Source organism: Duganella sp. CT11-25 (genome assembly GCF_047302815.1).
Classification (GTDB): domain Bacteria; phylum Pseudomonadota; class Gammaproteobacteria; order Burkholderiales; family Burkholderiaceae_D; genus Rugamonas.
On sequence record NZ_JBKBFD010000001.1, the window covers coordinates 3,249,498 to 3,274,171 of the forward strand.

The 24,674-nt window shown below is 69.7% G+C and carries 19 protein-coding genes; 14 read left to right on the plus strand and 5 right to left on the minus strand.

Features of this window, described 5'->3' with window-relative positions:
- The first annotated feature begins 185 nt into the window (after positions 1-185).
- From ACEN9F_RS13920 to ACEN9F_RS13985, 14 genes are all read left to right on the plus strand, one after another.
- Positions 186-2,057, plus strand: a complete 1,872-nt coding sequence (locus ACEN9F_RS13920) for a CHASE2 domain-containing protein (protein ID WP_413420615.1) — start codon at positions 186-188, stop codon at positions 2,055-2,057.
- Entirely contained in the window at positions 2,054-3,343 is a 1,290-nt protein-coding gene (locus ACEN9F_RS13925) for a tetratricopeptide repeat protein (RefSeq protein ID WP_413420616.1), read from the plus strand. Before ACEN9F_RS13920 ends, ACEN9F_RS13925 begins: the two co-directional genes overlap by 4 nt.
- A 27-nt stretch (positions 3,344-3,370) precedes the next feature.
- On the plus strand, positions 3,371-4,126 hold the full coding sequence (locus ACEN9F_RS13930; RefSeq protein ID WP_413420617.1) for a Crp/Fnr family transcriptional regulator: 756 nt from the start codon (positions 3,371-3,373) through the stop codon (positions 4,124-4,126).
- A gap of 158 nt (positions 4,127-4,284) precedes the next feature.
- Positions 4,285-5,085: an ABC transporter permease gene (locus ACEN9F_RS13935; protein ID WP_413420618.1), complete on the plus strand. Its 801-nt coding sequence runs from the start codon at positions 4,285-4,287 to the stop codon at positions 5,083-5,085.
- A complete protein-coding gene (locus ACEN9F_RS13940; protein WP_413420619.1) occupies positions 5,082-6,317 on the plus strand; it encodes an ABC transporter ATP-binding protein in 1,236 nt (411 codons plus the stop codon). The genes ACEN9F_RS13935 and ACEN9F_RS13940 overlap by 4 nt, the downstream gene beginning before the upstream one ends.
- Positions 6,314-7,591: a hypothetical protein gene (locus tag ACEN9F_RS13945; RefSeq protein WP_413420620.1), complete on the plus strand. Its 1,278-nt coding sequence runs from the start codon at positions 6,314-6,316 to the stop codon at positions 7,589-7,591. Before ACEN9F_RS13940 ends, ACEN9F_RS13945 begins: the two co-directional genes overlap by 4 nt.
- A gap of 37 nt (positions 7,592-7,628) precedes the next feature.
- Entirely contained in the window at positions 7,629-10,922 is a 3,294-nt protein-coding gene (locus tag ACEN9F_RS13950; protein ID WP_413420621.1) for a glycosyltransferase, read from the plus strand.
- The gene (locus ACEN9F_RS13955) at positions 10,912-12,078 is read left to right on the plus strand and encodes a glycosyltransferase family 4 protein (protein WP_413420622.1); all 1,167 of its coding nucleotides are present in this window, start codon (positions 10,912-10,914) and stop codon (positions 12,076-12,078) included. The genes ACEN9F_RS13950 and ACEN9F_RS13955 overlap by 11 nt, the downstream gene beginning before the upstream one ends.
- Positions 12,079-12,279: 201 nt before the next feature.
- Positions 12,280-14,340: a hypothetical protein gene (locus ACEN9F_RS13960; protein ID WP_413420623.1), complete on the plus strand. Its 2,061-nt coding sequence runs from the start codon at positions 12,280-12,282 to the stop codon at positions 14,338-14,340.
- A complete protein-coding gene (locus ACEN9F_RS13965; protein ID WP_413420624.1) occupies positions 14,340-15,293 on the plus strand; it encodes a glycosyltransferase family 2 protein in 954 nt (317 codons plus the stop codon). Before ACEN9F_RS13960 ends, ACEN9F_RS13965 begins: the two co-directional genes overlap by 1 nt.
- Positions 15,286-15,984, plus strand: a complete 699-nt coding sequence (locus tag ACEN9F_RS13970) for an N-acetyltransferase family protein (protein ID WP_413420625.1) — start codon at positions 15,286-15,288, stop codon at positions 15,982-15,984. The genes ACEN9F_RS13965 and ACEN9F_RS13970 overlap by 8 nt, the downstream gene beginning before the upstream one ends.
- Positions 15,985-15,991: 7 nt before the next feature.
- Positions 15,992-16,354, plus strand: coding sequence for an EamA family transporter (locus ACEN9F_RS13975; protein WP_413420626.1), 363 nt, complete (start codon positions 15,992-15,994; stop codon positions 16,352-16,354).
- Positions 16,355-16,363: 9 nt separating this feature from the next.
- Positions 16,364-17,491: a dTDP-4-amino-4,6-dideoxygalactose transaminase gene (gene rffA / locus ACEN9F_RS13980; protein WP_413420627.1), complete on the plus strand. Its 1,128-nt coding sequence runs from the start codon at positions 16,364-16,366 to the stop codon at positions 17,489-17,491.
- Entirely contained in the window at positions 17,488-18,942 is a 1,455-nt protein-coding gene (locus ACEN9F_RS13985; protein ID WP_413420628.1) for a UbiA family prenyltransferase, read from the plus strand. The genes rffA and ACEN9F_RS13985 overlap by 4 nt, the downstream gene beginning before the upstream one ends.
- Positions 18,943-18,948: 6 nt before the next feature.
- On the opposite strand, the gene ACEN9F_RS13990 is transcribed toward ACEN9F_RS13985, so the two are convergent.
- The 5 genes from ACEN9F_RS13990 to ACEN9F_RS14010 form a co-directional block, all read right to left on the minus strand.
- Entirely contained in the window at positions 18,949-20,493 is a 1,545-nt protein-coding gene (locus ACEN9F_RS13990; protein ID WP_413420629.1) for a hypothetical protein, read from the minus strand.
- Entirely contained in the window at positions 20,493-21,230 is a 738-nt protein-coding gene (locus tag ACEN9F_RS13995; RefSeq protein ID WP_413420630.1) for an SDR family oxidoreductase, read from the minus strand. Before ACEN9F_RS13995 ends, ACEN9F_RS13990 begins: the two co-directional genes overlap by 1 nt.
- Positions 21,231-21,233: 3 nt before the next feature.
- Positions 21,234-22,529: an FAD-binding oxidoreductase gene (locus ACEN9F_RS14000; RefSeq protein ID WP_413420631.1), complete on the minus strand. Its 1,296-nt coding sequence runs from the start codon at positions 22,527-22,529 to the stop codon at positions 21,234-21,236.
- Complete coding sequence (locus tag ACEN9F_RS14005) at positions 22,529-22,930, minus strand: GtrA family protein (protein ID WP_413420632.1); 402 nt, start codon at positions 22,928-22,930, stop codon at positions 22,529-22,531. Before ACEN9F_RS14005 ends, ACEN9F_RS14000 begins: the two co-directional genes overlap by 1 nt.
- A 110-nt stretch (positions 22,931-23,040) precedes the next feature.
- The gene (locus tag ACEN9F_RS14010; protein ID WP_413420633.1) at positions 23,041-24,555 is read right to left on the minus strand and encodes a DEAD/DEAH box helicase; all 1,515 of its coding nucleotides are present in this window, start codon (positions 24,553-24,555) and stop codon (positions 23,041-23,043) included.
- Positions 24,556-24,674: the final 119 nt, after the last annotated feature.

The window sequence follows — 24,674 nt, forward strand, 5'->3', positions numbered from 1 at the left end:
ATCACATTGACCACGAACAATTCTTAAATTCTAGCATCGCGCGCAACGGTCGGGACAGGACCGCGGCCAGGTCTTACAACTGCTTACACTAAAGCTAACTTTCTCTTACCCAGCAAGCAACATCACGCTATACTTGCCGCCAATTATCATTCCTTGATCCGCATGCATAAGCGTCACATCCTTCCATGACCACGCCGTTCCGCATTCCGACACCACCGCTGTCGGCGCTGGTCGCGCTGGCGGCGATCGTGCTGGCGCTGTGGTCGCAATGGCTGCCGCCGGCGGCCCAGCCCTACGTGCCCGACGAATGGCTGCGCGACCGGCTGGTGCGCGCCCAGGCCAGCGATGCGCCGGACCAGCGGCTGGTGGTGATCGACATCGACGAGGCCAGCCTGGCCAAGGCCGGCCCGTGGCCATGGCCGCGCGAGCGCCTGGCCACGCTGCTGGAATTGCTGCTCGGCGTGTACGGCGCGCGCGGCGTCGCGCTCGACATCACCCTGCCGGAACCGGCCGACGCCGCCGGCGACCAGCGCATCGCGCTGCTGGCCCAGCACGGCCCGGTGGTGCTGCCGCAGGCTTTCGACTACAACGGCTACCTGCCGCTGCGCGTCGGCGCGCTGGCCGGCGGCACGGCGGCGCCGCGCCCCGGCGGCGCCGTCGCCGCCAGCGGCTACATCGCCAACCACGCCGGGCTGCGCCAGGCCGCCCACGTCGCCAACATCGGCTTCATCCCCGACAAGGACGGCATGATACGCCGGCTGCCGATGCAAACCTGGTTCGACGGCCGCAGCTACCCGACCCTGTCGCTGGGCCTGCTGGACTGCTGCGCCGCCCAGGCCGCCCCCGTCCGCGCCGCCGGCCCCACCGACGGCCTGACCGCCGGCCCCGGCCTGCGCCGCCTGCCCTACAGCCGCAACTGGGAAGCCTATACCGTGGTGCCGGCCGCCGACATCCTCGAGCAGCGCTGGCCGGCCGCGCTGGTGGCCGGCAAGCTGGTGCTGATCGGCTCGTCGTCGCTGGGCTTGTCGGACCGCGTCGCCACGCCGCTGTCGCCGCTGACCAGCGGCCTGCTGGTGCACGCCTCCGCCCTCACCGCCCAGCTCGACGTGCGCGACGGCGTCGCGCCGGCGCCGTGGCCCGGGCGCTGGATCGCGGCGGCCTACGCGCTGCTGGTCACGCTGCTGGCCACCTGGGCCTTCCCGCGCCTGCCGGCGTGGAGCAGCATGGGCCTGCTGGCGGCCGCCTCGGCGGCCTGGCTGCTGCTGGTGTGGCGGCTGCTGCCGCACGACGCCGAATTCAATCCGGCCGGCCCGCTGCTGGTCAACCTGTTCCTGCTGATGGTCGGCGTGCCGCTGGCCTGGCAATCGACCCAGCGCCATTCGCGCCAGCTGCTCGGCACGCTGCGCCAGTACGTGGCCGACGCCGTGGTCGACGAGCTGCTGCGCCAGGGCCTCAAGGATCCGCTGGCGCCGCGCAGCGGCGAAGTGACCACGCTGATCGCCGACATGCAAGGCTACACCAGCCACGTCGAGGCGCTGCCGGTCGAGCAGGCGGCGCAGCTGACGCGCGACTTCCTCGACTGCCTGACCGGCCCGGTGCTGGAACGCCACGGCACGCTGGACAAGTACACCGGCGACGGCCTGGTGGCGTTCTGGGGCGCGCCGCTGCCGGTGGCCGACCACGCCGACCAGGCGCTGGACGCGGCGCTGGCCATCGTCCAGGCGGTGCGCGCCTTCAACCTGCGGCGCGCCAAGCGCGGCCTGGCGCCGCTGCGGGTGCGCATCGGCATCGAGAGCGGCGTCGCGCTGGCCGGCGACTTCGGCTCCAGCTCGCGCAGCATCTACACGGCGGTCGGCGACAGCGTCAACGTCGCCTCGCGGCTGGAAACGGCGGCGCGCGACTTCCCGTACGACGTCATCGTCGGCCCCGGCACGGCGGCGCGCTGCACGCGCCACCCCCTTTTATTATTAGGCGACTACATATTGCGCGGCAGAGAACACCTTACCACCCTGTACACCCTGAGCGCGCTGGCCGCCTCGCCGGAGGCCGCCGCATGAGGCCGTTGAACCACCTCAAGCGCCTGGGCATGCTGCTGGCCGCCGCCTGGCTGCTGGCCGCGGCGCCGCACGCGGCCGCGCGTCCGGCCCCGGCCGACGGCGACGACCAGCAAAGCGCCGCCGCCCAGGCGGTGCAGCTGGACCTGTACCAGGAGGCGATGCAGTCGATCGCCGAGGGCCGCCAGGCCGACGCCAGCCGCACGCTGGCGCTGATGATCGCCCAGGGCCCGGCCAACGCCGGCGAATGGCTGGACCTGGGCATGCTGCAATGCGCGCTGGGCCACAGCGACGAGGCCGAGCAGATTTTCCAGAGCATCGAGAACCGCTTCGACCCGCCCAAGGGCATCCGCGACATCATCGAGCAGCAGCGCGTGCAGGGCTGCTACCGCTGGAGCGCGCACAGCCAGTGGGCGCTGACGGTGGCGCGCGGCGACGACCGCAACGTCAACCAGGGCGCCAGCAACCCGCTGTACACCATCGGCGACGGCAGCATCCCCGGCAACACGCTGGAACTGCTGCCGGAATACCTGCCGCAGGCCGACCGCTACAGCATCGTCTCGGCCGACTACCTGCGCGACCTCGACCAGAACGGCACGCTCGGCTTCTTCCAGCTGTACGCGCGCGCCAACGACCGCCTGTCGCGCTACAACACCATCTCGGCCTACGGCGGCGTCGAGCGGGCCTGGCGCTACCGGCGCTGGCTGCTGCGCGTGACCGGCGGGCTGGGCGCGCTGTCGCTGGGCGGCCAGCTGTACCAGAAGCAGGGCCAGCTGCAGGTGCGCGTGACGCCGCCGCTCAAGCTGCCCAAGGGCCTGGAGTGGACCGTGATGAGCGGCCTGACCCACATGAACTACCAGACGTTGAGCAATTTCGACTCGAACATCACCGAGCTGCGCAACGTGCTCGGCTACCGGGGCGCCGACTACCAGACCCAGGTCACGCTGGGCTGGCAAAACGATCACGCGGTGGCCGACCGTCCCGGCGGCGACCGCCGGGGCTGGAGCATGGGCCTGTTCGCGCACGGCGCGCTGGGGCGCGGCCTGGAGGGCGAACTGGACTGGTCGGCCCAGCGCGGGGCCGGCGCCACCGACTATTCGCCGGGAGTGATCGATGTCGTGCGCCGCCAGGACACGCGCACGCTGCGCGCCGCGCTGCTGTACCCGCTGAGCCGCAACGCCACGCTGCAGCTGGAATGGCGCCAGGTGCACAACCGCGAGAATATTTCCATTTTCCAATACGACAATCGCCAGCTGCAGCTGAGCTGGCGATGGCAGGACGGACGCTGACCGCGGTCCTAGCGCTACAATACGCCCATGAAGTCCCAGACCAAAGCCCCCCTCGATACCGCCGCCGCCGGCCAGCCGGCCCCCGGCGAAGAGCCCAAGACCGTCAATGTGCAGGTCCACCTGCGCAAGATTCCGCTGCTGTCCGACCTCGAGGAGGAGGACTTCCTGCGCATCCGGCCGGAGCTGCGCTACCGCCAGTACAGCAAGCGCGACGTCGTGCTGCAAAAGGGCGGCATGGGCGACGGCCTGCTGTTCCTGCTGTCGGGCCAGCTGCAGGTGATCGACGTCACCGAGGACGGCCGCGCGATCGGCCTGCGCATGCTGGCGCCCGGCGACTTCTTCGGCGAGATCGCCGTCATCAGCGGCTCCACCCGCACCGCCTCGGTGGTGGCGATGAACGAGGTGCTGGTGGCCTTCCTGCCGGCGCCGGCCGCGCTGCACCTGTTCTCGCACGCGCCGTCGGTGGCCAACAAGATGCTGCGCCACCTGGCCGAGAAGATCCAGCGCGATTCCGAATTCCGCACCTTGCTCAGCATTAACAACACCACGCGCCGCATCTACACCTTCATCACCCAGCTCAAGAAGAACCAGCCGGGCCAGCCCGACGTGGTGGAAAACCTGCCGACCCACCAGGACATCGCCAACATGATCAACACCAGCCGCGAGACGGTGACGCGGGCGCTGGCCACGCTGACCCAGCAGGGCATCGTGCAAAAGGATACCCACCGCCTGATCATCCTCGACCCGCAGGCGCTGCAAAAGCTGGTCGAAGGGCCGCCGTGACGGCGCCGCCGCGTGCGCGCCGCGCGCCACGGCCCGGTATATAATGCCGCCCCGAATGCCGCACCCGGGCGCCGCCAGCGCGCGCGCCCGCTTATCAATCAACGAACGACCATGATGCCCCACCCTACTCTCGCTTGCCCGACGCCCGGAGCCGCCCCATGATGGCGCTGGGACAGCTGCGCAATATCGCCAACTTCCGCGGCTTCATCCAGGGCAGCGTGCAGCGCGAATTCCAGTCCAAATACCGCAACTCGGTGCTGGGCGCGGCCTGGATGGTACTCAACCCGCTGGCCATGATCGTGGTCTACACCGTGGTGTTCGCCCAGGTGATGCGCTCGCGCCTGCCGGGCAGCGACACCACCTTCGCCTACAGCATCTACCTGTGCGCCGGCGTGCTGACCTGGAACTACTTCGCCGAGATCACCACCAAGGCGCAGAGCATGTTCCTCGACAACGCCGGCCTGATCAAGAAGATCAACTTCCCGCGCATCTGCCTGCCGATCATCGTGGTGCTGAACGCCAGCCTGAACTTCGCCATCATCTTCGGCCTGTTCACCGCCTTCCTGCTGGTGTCGGGCAACTTCCCCGGCTGGACCTTCGTGGCGCTGCTGCCGCTGCTGGCGCTGCAGATCGCGCTGGCGATCGGCCTCGGCCTGGTGTTGGGCGTGCTCAACGTGTTCTTCCGCGACGTCGGCCAGTTCTTCAGCATCGCGCTGCAGTTCTGGTTCTGGTTCACGCCGGTGGTCTACCCGGTGGCCGTGCTGCCGGCCAACGTGCGCGCCTGGCTGGTGTGGAACCCGATGGCGCCGCTGATCGTCGGCTACCAGGACGTCCTGGTCAGCCATCAATGGCCGCACTGGGGCACGCTGCTGGTGCCGGCGGTGCTGGCGCTGCTGCTGTGCGCGCTGGGCCTGCAACTGTTCCGCCTGCGCGCGGGAGAAATGGTGGACGAACTGTGAACGGTCAAATCCAAGTACGCGACCTGGGCAAGGCCTACAAGCGCTATCCGACCCACCGCGCCCGCCTGCTCGAATGGCTGCTGCCCAAGGGCGCGCCGCGCCACGACACCGTGTGGGTGCTGCGCGAGATCGCCTTCGACGTCCAGCCCGGCGAAGCGGTCGGCATCATCGGCATCAATGGCGCAGGCAAGAGCACGCTGCTCAAGCTGATCACCGGCACCGCCGCGCCGACCACCGGCAGCGTCACCATCGGCGGCCGCGTGGCGGCGATGCTGGAGCTGGGCATGGGCTTCCACCCGGACTTCAGCGGCCGCCAGAACGCGCTGATGGCCGGCCAGCTGCTCGGCATCAGCGCCGCCGAGATGGCGGCGCTGATGCCGGAGATCGAAGCCTTCGCCGAGATCGGCGCCTACCTCGACCAGCCGGTGCGCGTGTATTCGAGCGGCATGCAGATGCGGCTGGCGTTCGCGGTGGCCACCGCGCGCCGCCCGGACGTGCTGATCGTCGACGAGGCGCTGTCGGTCGGCGACGCCTACTTCCAGCACAAGAGCTTCGAGCGCATCCGCAGCTTCCGCGAACAGGGCACGACGCTGCTGATCGTCTCGCACGACAAGGGCGCGATCCAGTCGGTGTGCGACCGCGCCATCCTGCTCGACGCCGGCCGCATCGCCAAGCAGGGCTCGCCGGAAGAAATCATGGACTTCTACAACGCCATGCTGGCCGAGCGCGAGAACCAGAGCGTGCGCCAGGAAACCCACGAGAGCGGCAAGGTGCAGACCATCTCCGGCAGCGGCGAGGCCACCGTCAAGCGGATCGACCTGCTCGACGCCGACGGCAACCCGGCCGAGGTGCACGGCGTCGGCAGCGACGTCACGCTGGCGGTGACGGTGGCGGTGCACGCGCCGATCGCCCGCCTGACGCTGGGCTTCCGCATCAAGGACCGGCTGGGCCAGCCGGTGTTCGGCACCAACACCTTCCACATGGGCAAGGAGCTGCCGCCGGTGGTGGCCGGCCAGGAACTGACGCTGCGCTTCCGCTTCCCGCTCAACCTGGGGCCGGGCAGCTACTCGGTGGCCACCGCGCTGCACAGCGCCGACACCCACCTGGTCGACAACTACGAATGGCGCGACCTGGCGCTGGTGTTCCAGGTGATGAACCTGCAGCACGTGTATTTCGAGGGCAGCACCTGGCTGGCCCCGCAAGTTGAATTGCTAGACAGCGAGCCGACATGAGCTTTATCTCCTACGCCCCGAACTTCGAGGACGTGCTGCTGTGGCGCGCGCTGCGCCACATCGGGCACGGCTACTACATCGACCTGCAGCCGAACGCCGCGCCCGTCGGCTCGGTGACCCACGCGTTCTACCAGCGCGGCTGGCGCGGCCTCAACCTGGCGGCCTCGCCGGCGCTGGCGCGCGCGCTGCGCGTCGCCCGCCCGGCCGACGCCACGCTGGACGGCGCCGCCGGTCCGCGGGCGGGCAGCGCCATGCTGTATGAAATCCCGGACCTGCACACCGCGACCCGCGACGCCGAACAGGCGCAGCAACAGCGCGCCGCCGGCCGCGACGTCCTGCAGCGCGAGATCGCCGTGCACGCGCTGGACCAGCTGTGCGCGCAACACGCCGCGCCGGCCATCCACCTGCTGCACGCCGGCGCCGACGCCGCCGAGGCCCTGGCCGGCCTGGACCTGCGACGCTGGCGGCCGTGGGTGGTGATCGCCGCCGGCGGCCCGCAGCAGCGCCTGCTGGACAACGGCTATGCGCTGGCGCACGACGACGGCATGCAGCACTACTACGCCGCCGTCGAGCAGCCCGCCGTGCTGGCCGCGCTGCGCCTGCCGCCGCACCCGGCCGACGATTTCCAGCTGTGCGAAGACCACCCGTACAGCCACCCGCTGGCCGAATGGCGCCAGCGCACCGCGACGGCCGAGGCGGCGTCGCAGGAATCGCGCACCTGGGCCATGGCCCACGTCGAGGAATGGAAGCAGAAGGATTACCTGTCGACCGAAAACAAGCTGCGCGCCGAACGCGCCAGCGCCGCGCTGGAACTGATGACGGCGCGCGCGCTGGCGGCGGAATCGCAGCTCGGCCCGCTGCGCGAGCGCACGTCCCACGCCGAAGGCACGCTGGGCGCCGTCTACGCCAGCCTGTCGTGGCGCGTGACGCTGCCGCTGCGCACCGGCAAGCTGTACGCCGGCAAGGCCGTGCGGCTGGCGCGCCGGGTCGCCGGCCGCGTCAAGCGCGGCGCCGTCGGCGCCGTCAAGCGCGTGCTGCGCTACGCGGTGCACTTCGTCACCTCGCGTCCACGGCTGTCGTTCCTGGTGCGCCGCGCGGCGGCGCGCTTCCCGCTGCTGGTGCGCGTGCTGCGCCGCATCGCCATGCAGACCCAGGCCCAGGCCGCCGACGCGGCGCAGGCGCCGGCCTCGGCCGAACTGCAGCAGCTGCCGGCCGCCGCGCGCCAGGTCTACGACGACCTGCGCCGCAGCCGCCAGGCCGTTCCGCGCCGCTAAGGCCCACCTCATCCAGCGCACAATAGAAAAAACACCTATGCGTATCGTTCTCGACCTGCAAGCATGCCAGGGTTCCAGCATGCACCGCGGCATCGGCCGCTACTCGATGGCGCTGGCCCAGGCCATGCTGCGCCAGGGACCCGGCCACGACTACCGTATCGTCCTCAACGGCCACTTCCCCGACAGCGTGGCGCAGCTGCGCCGCGCGCTGGACGGCGTGCTGCCGCAGTCGCAGATCTCGACCTACGAACTGCCGGTGCCGCTGTGGGAACAGGAGCGCGGCAACAGCTGGCGCCTGCGCGCCGCCGAGCAGCTGCGCGAATACCACCTGGCCAGCCTGCGGCCGGACGTGGTGCACATGTCCAGCCTGTTCGAGGGGCTGGGCGAGAACGCCTGCGGCTCGGTGCTGCACAGCCGCGGCGAGTTCGACACCGCCGTCACGCTGTACGACCTGATCCCGCTGATCCGCAAGCAGACCTACCTGACCGACCCCGGCGTGGCCAGCTGGTACTACCGCAAGCTGCAAAGCCTGAAGAACGCCGAGCTGCTGCTGGCCATCTCCGGCCACTCCAAGCGCGAAGCGATGGACGCGCTGCAGCTGCCGGACGAGCGCATCGTCAACATCTCGTCGGCGGTGGACGACATCTTCCAGCAGCGCGCCATCGCGCCGGAAGCGGCCGAGGCGCTGCGCCGCCGCTACGGCCTGACGCGGCCGTTCATCATGTACACCGGCGGCATCGACTACCGCAAGAATATCGACGGCCTGATCGAAGCCTTCTCGCTGCTGCCGTACGAGCTGCGCAGCCGCTACCAGCTGGCCGTAGTGTGCAGCGTGACGGACGCCGCGCGCCTGCAGCTGCAGCAACTGGCGGCGCGCTTCCGGCTGGCCGACGACGAGCTGGTGCTGACCGGCTTCGTCCCCGACGACGACCTGGTGACGCTGTACAACCTGACCGACCTGTTCGTCTTCCCGTCGCTGCAGGAGGGCTTCGGCCTGCCGGCGCTGGAGGCCATGTCCTGCGGCGCCGCCACCATCGGCTCCAACAACAGCAGCATCCCGGAAGTGATCGGCCGCGCCGACGCGCTGTTCGACCCGACCCGGCCGACCGAGATCGCGGCGCTGATGCAGCGCGCCGTCACCGACGGCGGCTTCCACGCCAGCCTGCGCGAGCACGGCCTGGCGCAGGCCCGGCTGTTCTCGTGGGACGCCAGCGCGCGCAAGACGCTGGACGCGTTCGAGGAAGGCCACGCGCACCGCCGCCAGGCCGAAGCGGTCGCGGTCGGCGCGACGCCGGCGCGCCGACCACGCCTGGCCTATGTCTCGCCGCTGCCGCCGGAACGCTCCGGGATCGCCGACCACAGCGCCGAGCTGCTGCCGGAACTGGCGCGCTACTACGAGATCGAAGTGGTGCTGGACCAGCCGGCGCTGCACGACACCTGGGCCGCCGCCAACTTCCCGCAGCGCAGCGTGGCATGGTTCGACGCCAACGCCGAGCGCTACGACCGCATCGTCTACCACTTCGGCAACTCGTCGTTCCACCGCCACATGTTCCCGATGCTGCAACGCCATCCGGGCGTGGTGGTGCTGCACGACTTCTTCCTCAGCGGCGTGGTGCACTACGCCTCGGCGGTCGGCCGCGAGCCGAACGCCTACGGCCGCACGCTGTACGAATCGCACGGCTATGCCGCGCTGATCCATGAACTGCAACACGGCCGCGAAGCCTCCTACTACCAGTACCCGTGCAACAAGGCGGTGCTGGACCAGGCCAGCGGCGTGATCGTGCATTCGTCCTATTCGCGCGACCTGGCCGAGCAATGGTATGGCGCCGGCCGCGCCGACGAGTGGCGCCAGATCCCGCTGCTGCGCGTGCTGCCCGGCGAGATCGACCGTGCCGCCGCGCGCGCCGGCCTGGGCCTGGGCGCGGACGACTTCGTGATGTGCTCGTTCGGCCTGCTGGCCATCACCAAGTGCAACGACCTGATCGTCGAAGCCTGGCTGAACTCGGCGCTGGCGGACGACCCGCGCTGCCACCTGGTGTTCGTCGGCGAAAACAATATCGAGAAGTTCGGCAACGACCTGGCCAAGCGCATCGCCAGCCATCCGCGCATCAAGATCACCGGCTTCGCCTCGCCCGAGCTGTACCGCAACTACCTGGGCGCGGCCGACGCCGCCGTCCAGCTGCGCAGCCGTTCGCGCGGCGAGACCTCGGCCACCATCCTCGATTGCCTGTCCTACCGCCTGCCGACCATCATCAACAGCCACGGCTCGGCGGTCGAGGTGCCGGCCGAGATCACCATCAAGCTGCCGGACGCCTGCACCGAGGCCGAGCTGAGCGCGGCCATGGAGCGCCTGCGCCAGGACCGCGCGCTGGCCGCCCGGCTCAGCGCCGGCGCCGAGGACTATATGCGCCGCGTGCACCAGCCGGCCCATGTCGGCGTGCTGTACCGCGCCGCCATCGAGCACTTCGCCCAGCACAGCCGCGCCGCCCGCTACGCCGAGCTGCGCGACGAACTGGCCGCGATCCAGACCACGGTCGAGCCGGGCGAGCAGGACTGGATGCAGGTCGCCAACTGCATCGCCGCCAACGAGGCCGGCCACCAGGGCCGCCAGCTGCTGCCGGACACCGGCGGGGTGCGGGACGGCTCGGCGCAGCAAGCGCTGCTGTGCCACCTGCTGGCGACGCCGCCGGCCGGCTTCCGCGTCGAGCCGCTGCGGCGCGACGGCGCGGTCCACCGCTACGCGCGCGCCGCCGCGCTGGCGCTGATCGGCCGCCCGGAACTGGTGCTGGAAGACAGCGTGGCCGAGCTCAAGCAAAACGATATCGTGCTGCGCTGGAACGATGCGGCGGCCGACGAGGACCGCGCGCTGAGCAATCGCGGCATCCTGCACGGCACGCTGCAATTCAGCGCGCCGGATGCGCAGTCGGCCGCGCTGCCGGCGCTGCTGCCGGTGCTGGCGCAAGCCGGCGAGCTGCTGTGCCTGACCGGTCCCGCCGCCGGCGACGCCGCGGCCGCCTGGCTGCCGGCCGCCGCCGGCCAGGGCCGCGCCGCCGCCCGCGCCGCGCTGGGCCTGCAAGCGGACGACGTGCTGGTGCTGCTGACCGGCGCCGACGATGCCCGCCACGCCGCCGTGCGCGAAGCCTGGCGGCAATCGCCGCTGGCGCGGGACGGCCGCTACCGCCTGCTGGACGCCGATCCGTCGATCGCGCCGCTGGCCGCCGCCGACCTGCTGCTGGCCTTGCAGCCGCAGCCGGACTGGCAGGCCGTGCTGGCCGGACTGGCGCTGGGCCTGCCCGCGCTGCTGGCCAAGGATGGCGGCCATGCAGGCTAAGGCGCAACTGCTGGTCGACCTGTCGGTGCTGGTCAAGCAGGACGACCAGTCCGGCATCCAGCGCGTGGTGCGCAGCGTGCTGCGCGAGCTGCAGCTGGCGCCGCCGCCGGGCATGCGCATCGAGCCGGTGTACGACGCCGGCGGCTACTACGCCTACGCGCGCCAGTTCGGCGCCAGCGCGGCGGAGGACGACACGCCGATCCAGGTGCGGGCCGGCGACATCTTCTACGGCCTCGACCTGTGCCCCAACGAAGTGCCGGCCAACGCGGCGGTGCTGCAGGATTTGCGCCGCCACGGCGTGCAACTGTATTTCATGGTCTACGACCTGCTGCCGATCAACCATGCCGAGATGTTCGTGGCCGGCGCCCGCCCGTGGTTCAGCCACTGGCTGCGCACGGTGGCGCACATGGCCGACGGCCTGATCTGCATTTCGCGCGCGGTGGCCGACGAACTGATCGCATGGCTGGAACAGGACGGCATCCGCCGCCCCGACACGCTGCACGTCGGCTATTGCCACCTGGGCGCCGACCTGCCGCGCGAAGCGGCCGGCCAGCCGCTGTCCACCGCCGAGGCGGCGCTGCTGGCCGGCCTGCCGGCGCGCCCCAGCCTGCTGATGGTGGGCACGCTGGAGCCGCGCAAGATGCACGGCCAGGCGCTCGACGCCTTCGAGCTGCTGTGGCGGCGCGGCGACGACGCCAGCCTGGTCATCGTCGGCAAGCTGGGCTGGAAGATGGGCTTGCTGGGCGAACGCCTGCGCCAGCACCCGGAGGCGGGACGGCGGCTGTTCTGGCTGGAGCGCGCCAGCGACGCCATGCTGCTGCAGCTGTACGCGCACGCCTCGGCGCTGCTGGCGGCCTCGGTGGCCGAGGGCTTCGGCCTGCCGCTGATCGAGGCCGCCCAGCACGGGTTGCCGGTGATCGCGCGCGACACGCCGGTGTTCCGCGAAGTGGGCGCCGGCCATGCCTGGTATTTCGACGCCGACGGCAGCGAAGCGCTGGCCGATGCGCTGCACGCCTGGCTGGCGCTGCACGCGGCCGGCCAGGCGCCGTCCTCGGCCGGCCTGCCCTACCTGAGCTGGACCCAATGCGCGGCCGGCATCGCCGAGTGCCTGCGGGGCCGCAACTGGTACCGCGCCGCGCCCACCTGGCTGGCCTGAGCCCGCAGCGACCCCAGGTTACAAAGTTTCACAATTTAATGCCCCCGAGCCCGGCCGTCCCGGCGCCGCGCAAACCCTGTATCCATGCGGGTTTTCGCGATCAGGCCGGCGTCCCCGGCGCGGCGGCCGCATTGCTGATTTTATAACCCCGCGATATACTAGCCGGGTTTTACCCAATTTTACCTTTTGCCTCCGATGCCTATGCCGCCGCGCCTATTCTCCACTCACCTGCTGACGAAACGCTGGCTGCCGCTATTGCTCTGTTTCAACATCCTGCTGCTGGTGTTTTTCCTGCTGATCGACTACCAGTTAATTTTCCACTCCGATTCCGCCGTCAAGAACCTGCTGGCGCAAGAGATCGTCGAGACCGGCCAGTACTTCCCCCGCGATTGGAACTACACCAACGGCGATCTGTGGGTGTTCTACACCCAGACCTTCGTCGTGCCGCTGCTGCTGTTCATGCAAAACGGCTACCTGGCCCACTTCGGCTCCGACCTGGTGTCGGCGGCGCTGATCCTGTACAGCAGCTGGCTGCTGACCGGCCTGCTGGAACAGGGCCGCCTGGCGCGCCTGACCGGCATGCTGGTGGTGTCGGGCGGCATGTCGCTGATGATGGCCGAACATATCTACGGCCAGGCCGCCTACGGCTCGATGTACTACATGGCCTGCTTCCTGCTCCATGCCTACTGGTCGCTGGGCCAGGCGCGCGGCGGCCAGCGCGTGCTGTGGGGCGCCGCCACGGCGGTGCTGACGCTGCTGGTGTTCTGGGCCAATCCGCAGCGCGCCGCGCTGTGCTACGGCCTGCCGCTGCTGGCGGCCGGCGCCGTCCAGCAAGGACTGGAATGGCGCGCCGCGCGCGACGACCGGCGCCGGCCGTCGTGGCGCCAGCTGCAGGCGCTGGCGGTGGTGCTGGCGGCGGCGCTGGCCGGCATCCAGCTGAACGGCTATACGCTGCTGCATGTCAACAACAACCTGGGGCTGACGCAGCTGTCCTGGCTGGACTTCAACGGCATGGCGCGCAATCTGCTGGGCGTGCTCAACGGCGTGGTGATCCTGTTCGACGGCATCCCCAACGCCAGCGGCAAGGTCGCCTCGCTGGCCGGCGCCTATGCGGCGCTGCGGCTGGTGGGCGCGCTGCTGCTGGTGTTCCTGCTGCCGTGGGCGCTGTACAAGGCGCTGCAGCCGCGGAGCGGCCCGCGCCAGCTGGTGGTGGTGTTTGCCGCGATCTCCTTCGCCGCCAACCTGTTCATGATGGTCACCACCACGCTGGCCGACATGAGCTCGCCCGACGGCTCGGTGCGCTACCTGGTGCCGTCGCTGCTGTTCCTGCTGTTGATCCTGGTCGGCGTCATGCTCGAGCGCCGCGCCGTGGCGCCGCTGACGCGCGCCGCCGGCATCGCCGCCATCGCGCTGCTGGCGACCAGCGCGCCGGCCTCCTACCTGTACCCGTTCAACGAATTCGTGCAGACCCACCTGCCGTGGCGCGGCGTGATCCTGCTGACCCCGCAGCAGCAGCTGGCCGACTTCCTGCAGCGCGAGGGCCTGCGCTACGGCTACGCCACCTTCTGGACCGCGGGCAAGACCTCGGTGCTGAGCGACGGCGCCGTGCGCGTGCGCCAGGTGATGATGGAGCGCGGCCTGCCGCTGCCGGTGCGCAAGCTGGCGTCCAACCGCTGGTACACGCCCGACGCCTGGCAGGGGCCGAGCTTCCTGATCCTGCGCGATGACGAACTGAAGTACCTGGACCAGCCCCTGCTGGCCAGCTATGCCGGCCAGCCGCGCGTGCTGCGCCTGCAGGACATGACGATCTTCGTCTACCCGGCCAACCTGGCCGCCAGCCTGCCGACCTGGGACATCGACGTGCGCCGGCCGGTGCACTACCGCATGGACCAGCGCACCCTGCACCAGCGCGGCGCGGTCGACAACGGCGTGGTCAGCGCCCAGCCCGGCGAAGACGGCAACCTGCACTTCGGCCCGATGCGCACGCTGGGCCGCGGCGCCTACGCGGTCAGCTTCGACATCGACGCCGGCGAAGGCGGCGGCGCCGGCGATTTCGGCATGGTCGACGTGGTCACCCAGGCCGGCGCCAAGCTGCACGCGCGCCAGGCCATCACCGCCGCCGGCAAGCAGCGCGTGACCTTGCGCTTCGACACCGCGGCCGTGCTGGAACAGGTGGAATTCCGCGTCTTCAGCAGCGGCCGCGGGCGCTTCGCGCTGAGCGGCATCGACCTCGAACGCATCCCTTCCCCGGAGAAACCGTAATGCAAGCAACACCTTTGATCTCGGTCGTGATCCCGGTCTACAAGGCCGAGAAGATGCTCGACGAGCTGTACACCCGCCTGCGCGACGCGCTGGAAACGGTCAGCCCCAACTTTGAAATCGTGCTGGTCGAGGACTGCGGCGGCGACCGCTCGTGGCAGGTGATCGAGCGCCTGGCCCAGGCCGACCCGCGCGTGGTCGGCCTGCAATTCTCGCGCAACTTCGGCCAGCACTACGGCATCACCGCCGGCATGGACCAGTGCCGCGGCGACTGGGTGGTGGTGATGGACTGCGACCTGCAGGATGCGCCGGAGGAAATCCCGCGCCTGTACCACAAGGCCCAGGAAGGCTACGACGTGGTGCTGGCCCTGCGCGGCCAGCGCCAGGACCCGCCGCTCAAGCGCTTCACCTCGTGGCTGTTCTACCGCCTGTTCAGCTACCTGGCCGACATCGACTTCAGCGGCGACAGCGGCAACTTCCGCATCATGTCGCGCCAGGTGGTGAAGAACTTCAACCGCATGCGCGAGCAGCTGCGCTTCTTCGGCGGCCACGTGCAGTGGATGGGCTTTCCCACCACCGGCCTGCAGGTGCAGCACGCCGAGCGCGCCGAGGGCAAGTCCACCTACACCTTCGCCAAGCTGTGGAAGCTGGCGGCCGACACCATCATCGCCTACTCCGACAAGCCGCTGCGCATGGCCGCGCGGCTGGGCCTGACGATGGCGGCGGTGTCGATGGGCTTCGGCGCCTTCATCCTGATCCGCTCGATGATCCACAGCTCGCCGATCCCCGGCTGGTCCAGCCTGATCGTCTCGCTGTACTTCATCGGCGGCCTGATCATCGGCATCCTGGGCATCATGGGGGTCTACCTGGGCAAGGCCTTCGACGAGACCAAGAAGCGCCCGCTGTACATCGTGCGCCGCCTGACGCCGAACGCGCGGGAGATCAGCGATGACTGAACTGTTAAAGGCGGCGCCGTGGGACCAGGCCGCGTTCGGCTTCCCGGCGTGGGAGCTGAGCGAATACAGCGCGGCGGCGCTGGCCGCCGCCGACGCCACGCCCGGCCACCAGACCATCAAGGTCGCGCCGCTGGCCGACAAGCGCGCGCTGCACGAGCGCGGCTTCTACTACACCGACACCTTGCTGGAAACCTGGGCCGCGCGCGACCAGCTGCGCGCGCTCAAGCCGCTCGACGGCCACAATATGTCGGTGGCGGCGAAGATCGTCGGCATCGGCCGCGCGTTCGACCTCGACGCCGCGCTGGCGATCTGCCACGGCGCCTTCGCGCACGGCCGCTTCCAGCGCGACTTCCAGATCGACCCGGCCGGCGCCAAGCTGCGCTACGACAACTGGCTGCGCCAGCTGGCCGCGGCCGGCCAGGTCTACGGCCTGTTCGCCGAGGGCGAGCTGGCCGGCTTCATCGGCTACAGCGGCAACGCGCTGGTGCTGCACGCGGTGGCGCCGGCCTTCCGCGGCCGCGGCCTGGCCAAGTACTGGTGGCGCCAGGTGATCTCCGAGCTGTTCGCAGCCGGCCACGACACCGTCACCAGTTCCATTTCGGCCGGCAACATGGCGGTGCTGAACCTGTACGCCACGCAAGGCTTTTCCTTCAAGAATCCGCAAGACATCTATCACCGCATCGTCAAGTGAGCATGCCATGAATTATTTATACATCGTCCTGACCATCGCCCTGACCGTGTTCGGCCAGATCGCCATCAAGATGCAGGTGGCGCAGGCCGGCGCGCTGCCCGAAGCCGGCGGCGACAAGCTGGCGTTCCTGATACGCCTGCTGCTCAACCCCTGGATCATCAGCGCCTTCGCCGCCGCCTTCCTGGCGTCGATCTCGTGGATGGGCGCGATGACCAAATTCGAACTGAGCCACGCTTACCCGTTCATGGCGCTGAACTTCGTCATCGTGCTGGTGCTGAGCGCCTGGCTGTTCAACGAACCCATGTCCGTCACCCGCATGGCCGGCGTCGCGCTGATCTGCATCGGCACCGTCGTCGCCGCCCAAGGCTAAGGAGAGCCCGTGAACCCGATTCCCTTCAACAAACCCTTCATGACCGGCCGCGAGCTGTGGTACATCGCCCAGGCCCACACCAACGGCCACCTGTCCGGCGACGGCCAGTTCACCAAGAAATGCCACGGCTGGATCGAGCGCAGCACCGGCACCCGGCGCGCGCTGCTGACCCACTCGTGCACCGCAGCGCTGGAAATGTCGGCGCTGCTGGCCGAGCTGCAGCCGGGCGATGAAGTCATCATGCCGTCCTACACCTTCGTCTCCACCGCCAACGCCTTCGTCATGCGCGGCGCGGTGCCGGTGTTCGTCGACATCCGCCCGGACACGCTGAACATCGACGAAAGCAAGATCGAGGCGGCGATCACGCCGCGCACCCGGGTCATCCTGCCGGTGCACTACGCCGGCGTGGCCTGCGAGATGGACACCATCATGGACATCGCCAGGCGCCACAAGCTGATCGTCATCGAGGACGCGGCGCAGGGCATCATGTCGACCTACAAGGGCCGCGCGCTGGGCACCATCGGCCACATGGGCGCCTACTCCTTCCACGAGACCAAGAACATCATCGCCGGCGAGGGCGGCGCGCTGCTGGTCAACGATCCCGAGCTGGCCGAGCGCGCCGAGATCATCCGCGAAAAAGGCACCAACCGCAGCCAGTTCTTCCGCGGCCAGGTCGACAAGTACACCTGGGTCGACATCGGCTCGTCCTACCTGCCGGGCGAAGTGATCGCCGCCTTCCTGTGGGCGCAGATGGAGGAAGCCGACAGCATCACCGCGCGCCGGCTGGCGCTGTGGGACCGTTATCACGCGGCGCTGGCGCCATTGGAGGCCGAGGGCCGCCTGCGCCGTCCGCAGGTGCCGGAAGGCTGCGTCCACAACGCCCATATGTACTACATCCTGCTGGACTCGCTGGAGCAGCGCAGCAAGGTGATCGCCGGCATGAAGAGCCAGGGCGTGAGCTGCGTGTTCCACTACGTGCCGCTGCACAGCGCGCCGTACGGCGTCAAGCACAGCCGCCACGTCGGCGACATGGCGCACACCAACGCGCTGTCCGACCGCCTGCTGCGCCTGCCGCTGTGGGTCGGCCTGGAAGACGAACAGGAGCGCGTGCTGCGCGCCCTGCGCGAGGCCCTGTGACCGGGCCTGCCGCCCGCGACCAAGGCGGGGTGCCGCTGGTCGTCGATCTCGACGGCACGCTGCTGCGCTCGGACCTGCTGGTGGAATCGGCGCTGGCCTTCGCCCGCGCCCAGCCGCTGCGCGCACTGGCGCCGCTGGCCTGGCTGGGCGGCGGCAAGGCCGCGCTCAAGCAGCGCCTGGCCGAGGCGGCCGAGATCGACGTCGCCACCCTGCCCTACGATGTCCGCGTGCTGGAGCTGATCGCGCGCGAGCGCGCGCTGGGGCGGCGCATCGTGCTGGCCACCGCCAGCCACCGGCTGTATGCCGACCGCATCGCCGCCCACCTGCAATTGTTCGACGAGGTGCTGGCCACCGAGGACGGCGTCAACCTGTCGGCCGAGCGCAAGCGCGACAGCCTGCTGCGGCGCTACGGCCACCAGGGCTACGACTACGCCGGCAATTCCAGCGACGACCTGGCGGTATGGGCCACCGCGCGCCACGCCTACGTGGTCGGCGCCGGCGGCCTGCTGCTGCGGCGCGCCCAGGCCCACGGCAACGTCGCGCAGATCTTGCCGCGCGCGCCGCGCGGCGAGCGGCTGCGCGCCGTGTTCAAGGCGCTGCGCGCCCACCAGTGGGCCAAGAACCTGCTGCTGTTCCTGCCGCTGCTGGCGGCCCATGTGCTCGACCAGCCGGCCAGGCTGGCGGCCGGCGCGCTGGCGTTCGTCTGCTTCAGCCTGTGCGCCTCCAGCGTCTACCTGCTCAACGACCTGCTCGACATCGCCGACGACCGCCACCACCGCAGCAAGCGCCACCGTCCGTTCGCGGCCGGCACGCTGCCGCTGCTGGCCGGCGTGGCGCTGGCGCCGCTGCTGCTGGCGGCCGCGTTCGGGCTGGCGCTGTGGCTGCTGCCATGGAAGTTCAGCGCCGTGCTGCTCGGCTACTACGCGCTGACGCTGGCCTATTCGCTGGCGCTCAAGCGCGTCATGGCGCTGGACGCGATCACGCTGGCCGGCTTGTACACGCTGCGCCTGATCGCCGGCGCGGCCGCCTTCAGCGTGCCGCTGACGTTCTGGATGCTGGCCTTCTCGATGTTCATGTTCCTCAGCCTGGCGCTGGTCAAGCGCTACGCCGAGCTGCGCGAGGCGCGCCATCGCGGCGACCATGGCCAGGCGCGCGGACGCGGCTACTTCCCGGGCGACCTGGAGATGATTTCCGCGCTGGGCGCGGCGTCCGGCTATCTGTCGGTGCTGGTGCTGGCGCTGTACACGCAGGACCACGCGACGGTGGCGCTGTACCGCCAGCCGCAGCTGATCTGGCTGGCCTGCCCGCTGCTGCTGTTCTGGGTCACCCGCACCTGGATGCTGACCCACCGCGGCCAGATGCACGACGACCCGGTGGTGTTCGCGCTCAAGGACCGCGCCAGCCTGGCGGTCGGCGCGCTGTTCGCGCTGATTTTCTGGGCCGCGACCTGAAGCGCCCTACCTGATCGGCGCCAGCGGCTTCAGGCTGCCGCGCGGATAAATCAGCATCTTCAGCGTGCCGCACTGCGCGATCGCCTCCGGCGCGCCGTTGTGCCGGACCACCAAGGCCTCCGACGGCCGTTCGCGGTCGGCGGCATCCATCGCCACCAGCGCGAAGTCGTAGCGCGGACGGAAATTCTCGCCGGTCGTGATCCAGTGCTGCTCCAGCAATTCGCCCTCGGTGACCGCCACCACCGGCTTGCGCCGGCTGTTCATGGCCAGCCAGGACGCATCCCAATAGCCGGCATAGCCGTGGTGCACATCGTATTGCGCGAAGATGCGGTCGGCGCAGGCGATCTGCGGCGGATAATAATCCTGCTGGATCGGTCCCGACCTGAGCACCACCTGCATCAGCGGCCAGGCCAGCAGCGCGCCGCCCAGCAGCAATGTCACGCCGCCGACGTCGTTGCGCCGCCGCGCGCCGCCGCGCAGCTGCGCCGCCAGCGACCAGGCCAGCGCGGCGCCCAGCAGCACAGGCAGCAGGAAGGCCGGGATCAGATAGCGCTCGGTCGGCGGCGCCTTCGACACCGTCATCACCAGCAGCAGGCCGGCCGTGCCGGCCAGCGCCAGCATGTTCATCCAGGCGGCGCCGGTCTCCGCCAGGCGCCAGCCGCGGTTCAGCAGCGTGCCGGGCGCCAGCGACAGCAGCAGCGCATAGTACAGCGCGCAGTACAGCGCCAGCAGCGGATAGCGCCGGCCCACGGCCTCGCCGATCGCGGCCAGCGCCTGCAGGTTGGCGCCGGCGCTGCGCAGCGACAAATGCCACGGCATGCTGACGCTGTTCGGCACCAGCAGCTTCCATTTGTACAGCAGCACGCCGGCCACGCAGCCGGCCAGCAGCGCCAGCGCCAGCGGGCGCCATTGCGGCACGCGGCCGCGCATCAGCGCCAGCAGCGCCAGCGCCGGCAGCGCGAACTGCATCAGGTACAGGCGGTCCGACAGCACCGTCAGCGCGGTCAGCAGGACCAGGCCGGCCAGGCGGCCGCGCGGCGGCGGCGCCGTTTGCCGCAGCAGCGGCAGCATCAGCGCCAGCGCCGCCAGCAGCACCAGGAAGGTGCCGAAGTGGTAGCTGGCCAGCATCACATAGGTGTAGGGGAACAGACCGTTGACGGCGGCCAGGCACACCGCCACGGTCGCCAGCGCCGATGCCGCCAGCGCGTTGGCGTTGGCGGCGAAATGGCGCAGCACCAGCGCCGCCAGCCCCCACATCAGCAGCGCCTGCGCCGCCATGACGCCGGCCAGCGCGTGGTAGGCGCTGCCGGTCAGCCAGCGCATGCCGAAGTACAGCGGCCAGTCAGGGAAGAAGTACGGCGCCGGCGTCAGGAACCAGGCGCGCAGGTGGCCGCCGCGCTCGAACAGGTCGTAGTACAGCGCCGGCAGGTAGCTGGCGTCGGAGTTGAAGAACAGCGAAGGCTCGACGCCCTGCTTCAGGTAGACCAGCGCCAGGCAGGCGGCCGCCAGCAGCGCCAGCAGCGCCGGCGCCATCCATTTGACCGCCCGCATCACAGGCTCAGTTTCTTGAAGATGGCTTCGGGGATGGAACGGAGGATGGCCATGATGCCCCACCAGAAGAACGGCGTGTACAGCACGTTGCGGCGCCGGTCCATGGCCTTGACGATGGCTTGCGCCACCTGCTCCGGCGTGGCCCACAGCGGGCCCTTGGGAAAGGCCGCCGTCATCGGCGTGTCGACGAAGCCGGGCTTGATGGTCAGCACGTGGACGCCGGCCTTTTGCAGGCGGTTGCGCAAGCCCTGCAGGAAAATCGCCAGCATGCCCTTGGCGCTGCCGTACACATAGTTGGACTGGCGGCCGCGGTCGCCGGCCACCGAGCCGATCACAGCGATGACGCCGCCGCGCTGCGCCTCGAAGCGGTTGGCGACATGGGTCAGCAGGCCGACCACGCTGAGCGCGTTGGTGCCGATCTCGCGCAAGGCCAGCGCGGCGTCGGCCTGGCAGGCCTGCTGGTCGGGCAGCGTGCCGTGCGCGATCAGCACCGCGTCCAGCCCGCCCATGGCCTCGGCGGCCTGGGCGACGACGGCCGCGTGGCGCTCATGGTCGTTGGCGTCGAAGCGCGCGCCGGCGGTGGCGGCGGCGCCGCGCAGCTTCAGGTCGGCCAGCAGCGCATCGAGGCGTTCGCCGTTGCGGGCCAGCAGGTACAGGCTGTCGCCGCGCTGGGCGAAGCGGCGCGCGGTCGCTTCGGCGATGGCGGAGGTGGCGCCGATGATGAGGATTTTTTGCATGGGTCAGAGTCCGAGTCGGTTGGATTGGCAGGAGGCGAAAGCGCCCAGTGCGCCGTACTGGCGCCGCACCTGCTGGAATTGGGTGTGCTGGGGATAGCTTTGCTGGAAGGTGGCGGCGCTCATGCGCGCATCCTTGGCCAGGTAGAGGCGGCCGCCGGCGGCCAGCACCATGGCGTCCAGCGCGTCGAGCATGGCGAACAGGCCGGGCTCCAGCTTGAAGTCCAGCGCCAGCGTGTAGCCTTCGACCGGGAAGGACAGGTAGTTGTCGTTGGCCGGGCCGAAGGTTTTCAGCACCGCCAGGAAGGAGCCGCGTCCGGCCGCCGCGATGCGTTCCAGGATCGCCGCCAGCGGCGCGGCGCCGGCCGCGCGCGGGATGACGAACTGGTACTGCACGAAACCGGCCTTGCCGTACAGCCGGTTCCAGTGCAGCAGGCCGTCGAGCGGATAGAAATACGGTTCGTAGTGCACCCGCTGTTGCGCGCTGCGCGGCTTGTTGAAATACAGCGCGTTGAAGGCGGCGATCGAATAGCGGTTAAGCAGCTGCGGCGGCAGGTCGACCGGCAGCGTGCGGCTGCGCCTGGGCAGCGGCGCCAGTCCGCCTTCGGCCGCATGCTCGCCCAGCATCAGCAGCGAGCGGCCCAGGCTGGCGCCCCGCGCCAGGCAGTCGATCCAGGCCACCGAATAGGTGGCGGCGCGGTGCATCTCGAACAGTTCCAGCACTTCGGCCAGCGAGCCGGCGCGCACGGTGGTCTGGTCGATATAGGCGCTGGCCACGCGCCGCATTTGCAGCGTGACGGCGACGATGACGCCGGTCAGGCCCATGCCGCCGCAGGTGGCGCGGAACAGCTCGGGATGCTCGCTGCGCGAGCAGCGCAGCACGCCGCCGTCGGCCAGCATCAGTTCCAGCGCCAGCACGTGGGCGCTGAAGCAGCCGTCGAGATGGTGGTTCTTGCCGTGCACGTCGCTGGCGACGGCGCCGCCGACGGTGACGAATTTGGTGCCCGGCGTGACCGGCGGGAACCAGCCGCGCGGCAGCAGCACGTCGAGCAGGTCGGCCAGCGTGGCGCCCGCTTCGCAGCGCAGCACGCCGCTGCCCTCGTCAAAGCCGAGCAGCAGATGGCGCGGCGTGTTGTCCAGCACCAGCGGCGCCAGCGCGCTGTCGCCGTAGCTGCGGCCCAGGCCGCGCGCGATCAGCGGCTGGTCCGCGCCGGCCAGCGCCGTCGCCAGCTGGCCGGCGGTGCTTGGCGCCAGCACGCGCGCCTCGGCCACCGGGTAGCGTCCCCAGCCGTGAATGCGCATCAGGCCGCCGCCGTACGGAACACGTAGCGCCGGTCGAGCTGGTACTTGCACAGGTAGCCGATGCCCAGGCCCAGCGCGGCGCCGGTGTAACGCGCCGCGCGGCTGTCGAACAGGTAGTCGAAGCCGAACTCGAAGCCCCAGAAGATCGCGGTGGTGGCCAGCCCGGCCACCGTGTACAGCACGAACACACGGCCCTCGTGGCCGACGCTGTCGGCGCGGAAGCGGAAGATGTAGCGCTTGTCCAGCAGGTACTTGAGCACCAGGCCGGCGCCGGTGCCGCCGCAGGCCGCCAGCAGCACGCCGTACGGACCGGAATACACGCGGATGAAGACATCCTGGACGCCGATGTTGAACAACGTGGCGATCAGCGCCAGCAGCAGGTAGGTACGCGCCAGTTTCATTTGGAAATAAGAAATGTTATCGAATTGAATAATACAACATCGCCACGGCCGGCAGCGGACGAAAAAAAACCGCCAGTCGGCCTGGCGGTCTTTGGGCGCGGCCCCGGTGCTTACTGGGCCGGCTGCTTCGGTGCGCCACCCAGCAGGAAGGCGACCTTCTGCTTCGGCTTGGCGGCCGCGCTGCCCAGCGCGGCGCTTGGCGCCGGCACGGCGGCCTTGGCCGGTTCGTACGGTTTGAGGAACCATGGATCGACTTTTTCGCGGCGGCCGGCACCGTAGGACGGTGCGCCGGCGGCGCGCGGCGGACGTTCGCCACGCTCGCCGGAACGGGCCGGCGGCGCCGGGCGGCCGGCGTCTTCGCTGCGGCGCGGACGGCGTTCGCCGCGCTCGTCGGCGAAGGTCGGCGCCGGATTGAAGCCGTCCAGGTCGCCGCGCTTGATGGTCTGCTTGATCAGTTTCTCGATGTCGGCCAGCAGACGCTCGTCCTTGTCCGAGTAGATCGACAGCGCGTCGCCCGAGGCGCCGGCGCGGCCGGTGCGGCCGATGCGGTGCACATAGTCTTCGGCGTTGTACGGCAGGTCGTAGTTGATCACGCACGGCAGGTCGGTGATGTCGAGGCCGCGCGCGGCGACGTCGGTGGCGACCAGGATGTCGATCTCGCCCTTCTTGAAGGCGTCCAGCGCGGCCATGCGTTCCTGCTGCGTCTTGTCGCCGTGGATGGCGACCGCCTTCATGCCCTCCTGCTCCAGCCCCTTGGCCAGGCGCGAGGCGCCGATCTTGGTGTTGGAGAAGATGATCACCTGCTTCAGCTCGCGCTGGCGCAGCAGGTGCGCGGTCAGCGCGTGCTTCTGGTTGTCCGCCACCTTGTAGACGATCTGGGTGACCTTGTCGGCGGTCTGGTTGCTGCGCGCGACTTCGATGGTGACCGGATCGTTGAGGAAGGTGTTGGCCAGCTTCTTGATCTCCTGCGAGAAGGTGGCCGAGAACATCAGGTTCTGGCGCTGCTTCGGCAGCAGGTTGATGATGCGCTGCAGGTCCGGCAGGAAGCCCATGTCCAGCATGCGGTCGGCTTCGTCCATGACCAGCATCTGCACCTGGCTGAGGCTGATGTTTTTCTGCTCGATGTGGTCCAGCAGGCGGCCCGGGGTGGCGATGACGATCTCGACGCCGGCCTTCAGGATGATGGTCTGGCCCTTCATGTCCATGCCGCCGAACACCACGGTCGAGCGCAGCGGTGTATGCTGGGCGTAGGCCTTGACGTTCTCGGCCACCTGCACCGCCAGTTCGCGGGTCGGCGTCAGGATCAGCGCGCGCACAGGGTGGCGCGCCGGCGAGGTGCTGCTGCTGGCGTGGGCCAGCAGCATCTGGATGATCGGCAGCGAGAAGCCGGCGGTCTTGCCGGTGCCGGTCTGCGCCGCGCCCATGACGTCGCGCCCTTTGAGCAGCACGGGAATGGCCTGGGCCTGGATCGGCGTCGGATGCACATAGCCCTGGTCGTCCAGCGCGCGCAGGATGGCCGGCGACAGGCCGAAATCGGCGAAACGGACTTGGGCCGGAGCGGCGGCGACGGAGTCGGCGGCGGCCTGCTCGGGAATGGACGGGGTGATAATCTCGGTGTCGGACATAGTGTGTGCAGAAGGGTGACGGGGCTGGAAAAAGTACGCCGTCACAGAAAGAGAGACAATGAAGCGCCGTAAACTATACCCTACTTCCGGCAACTGCGCTAAAAACCAGCAGTCTTTAT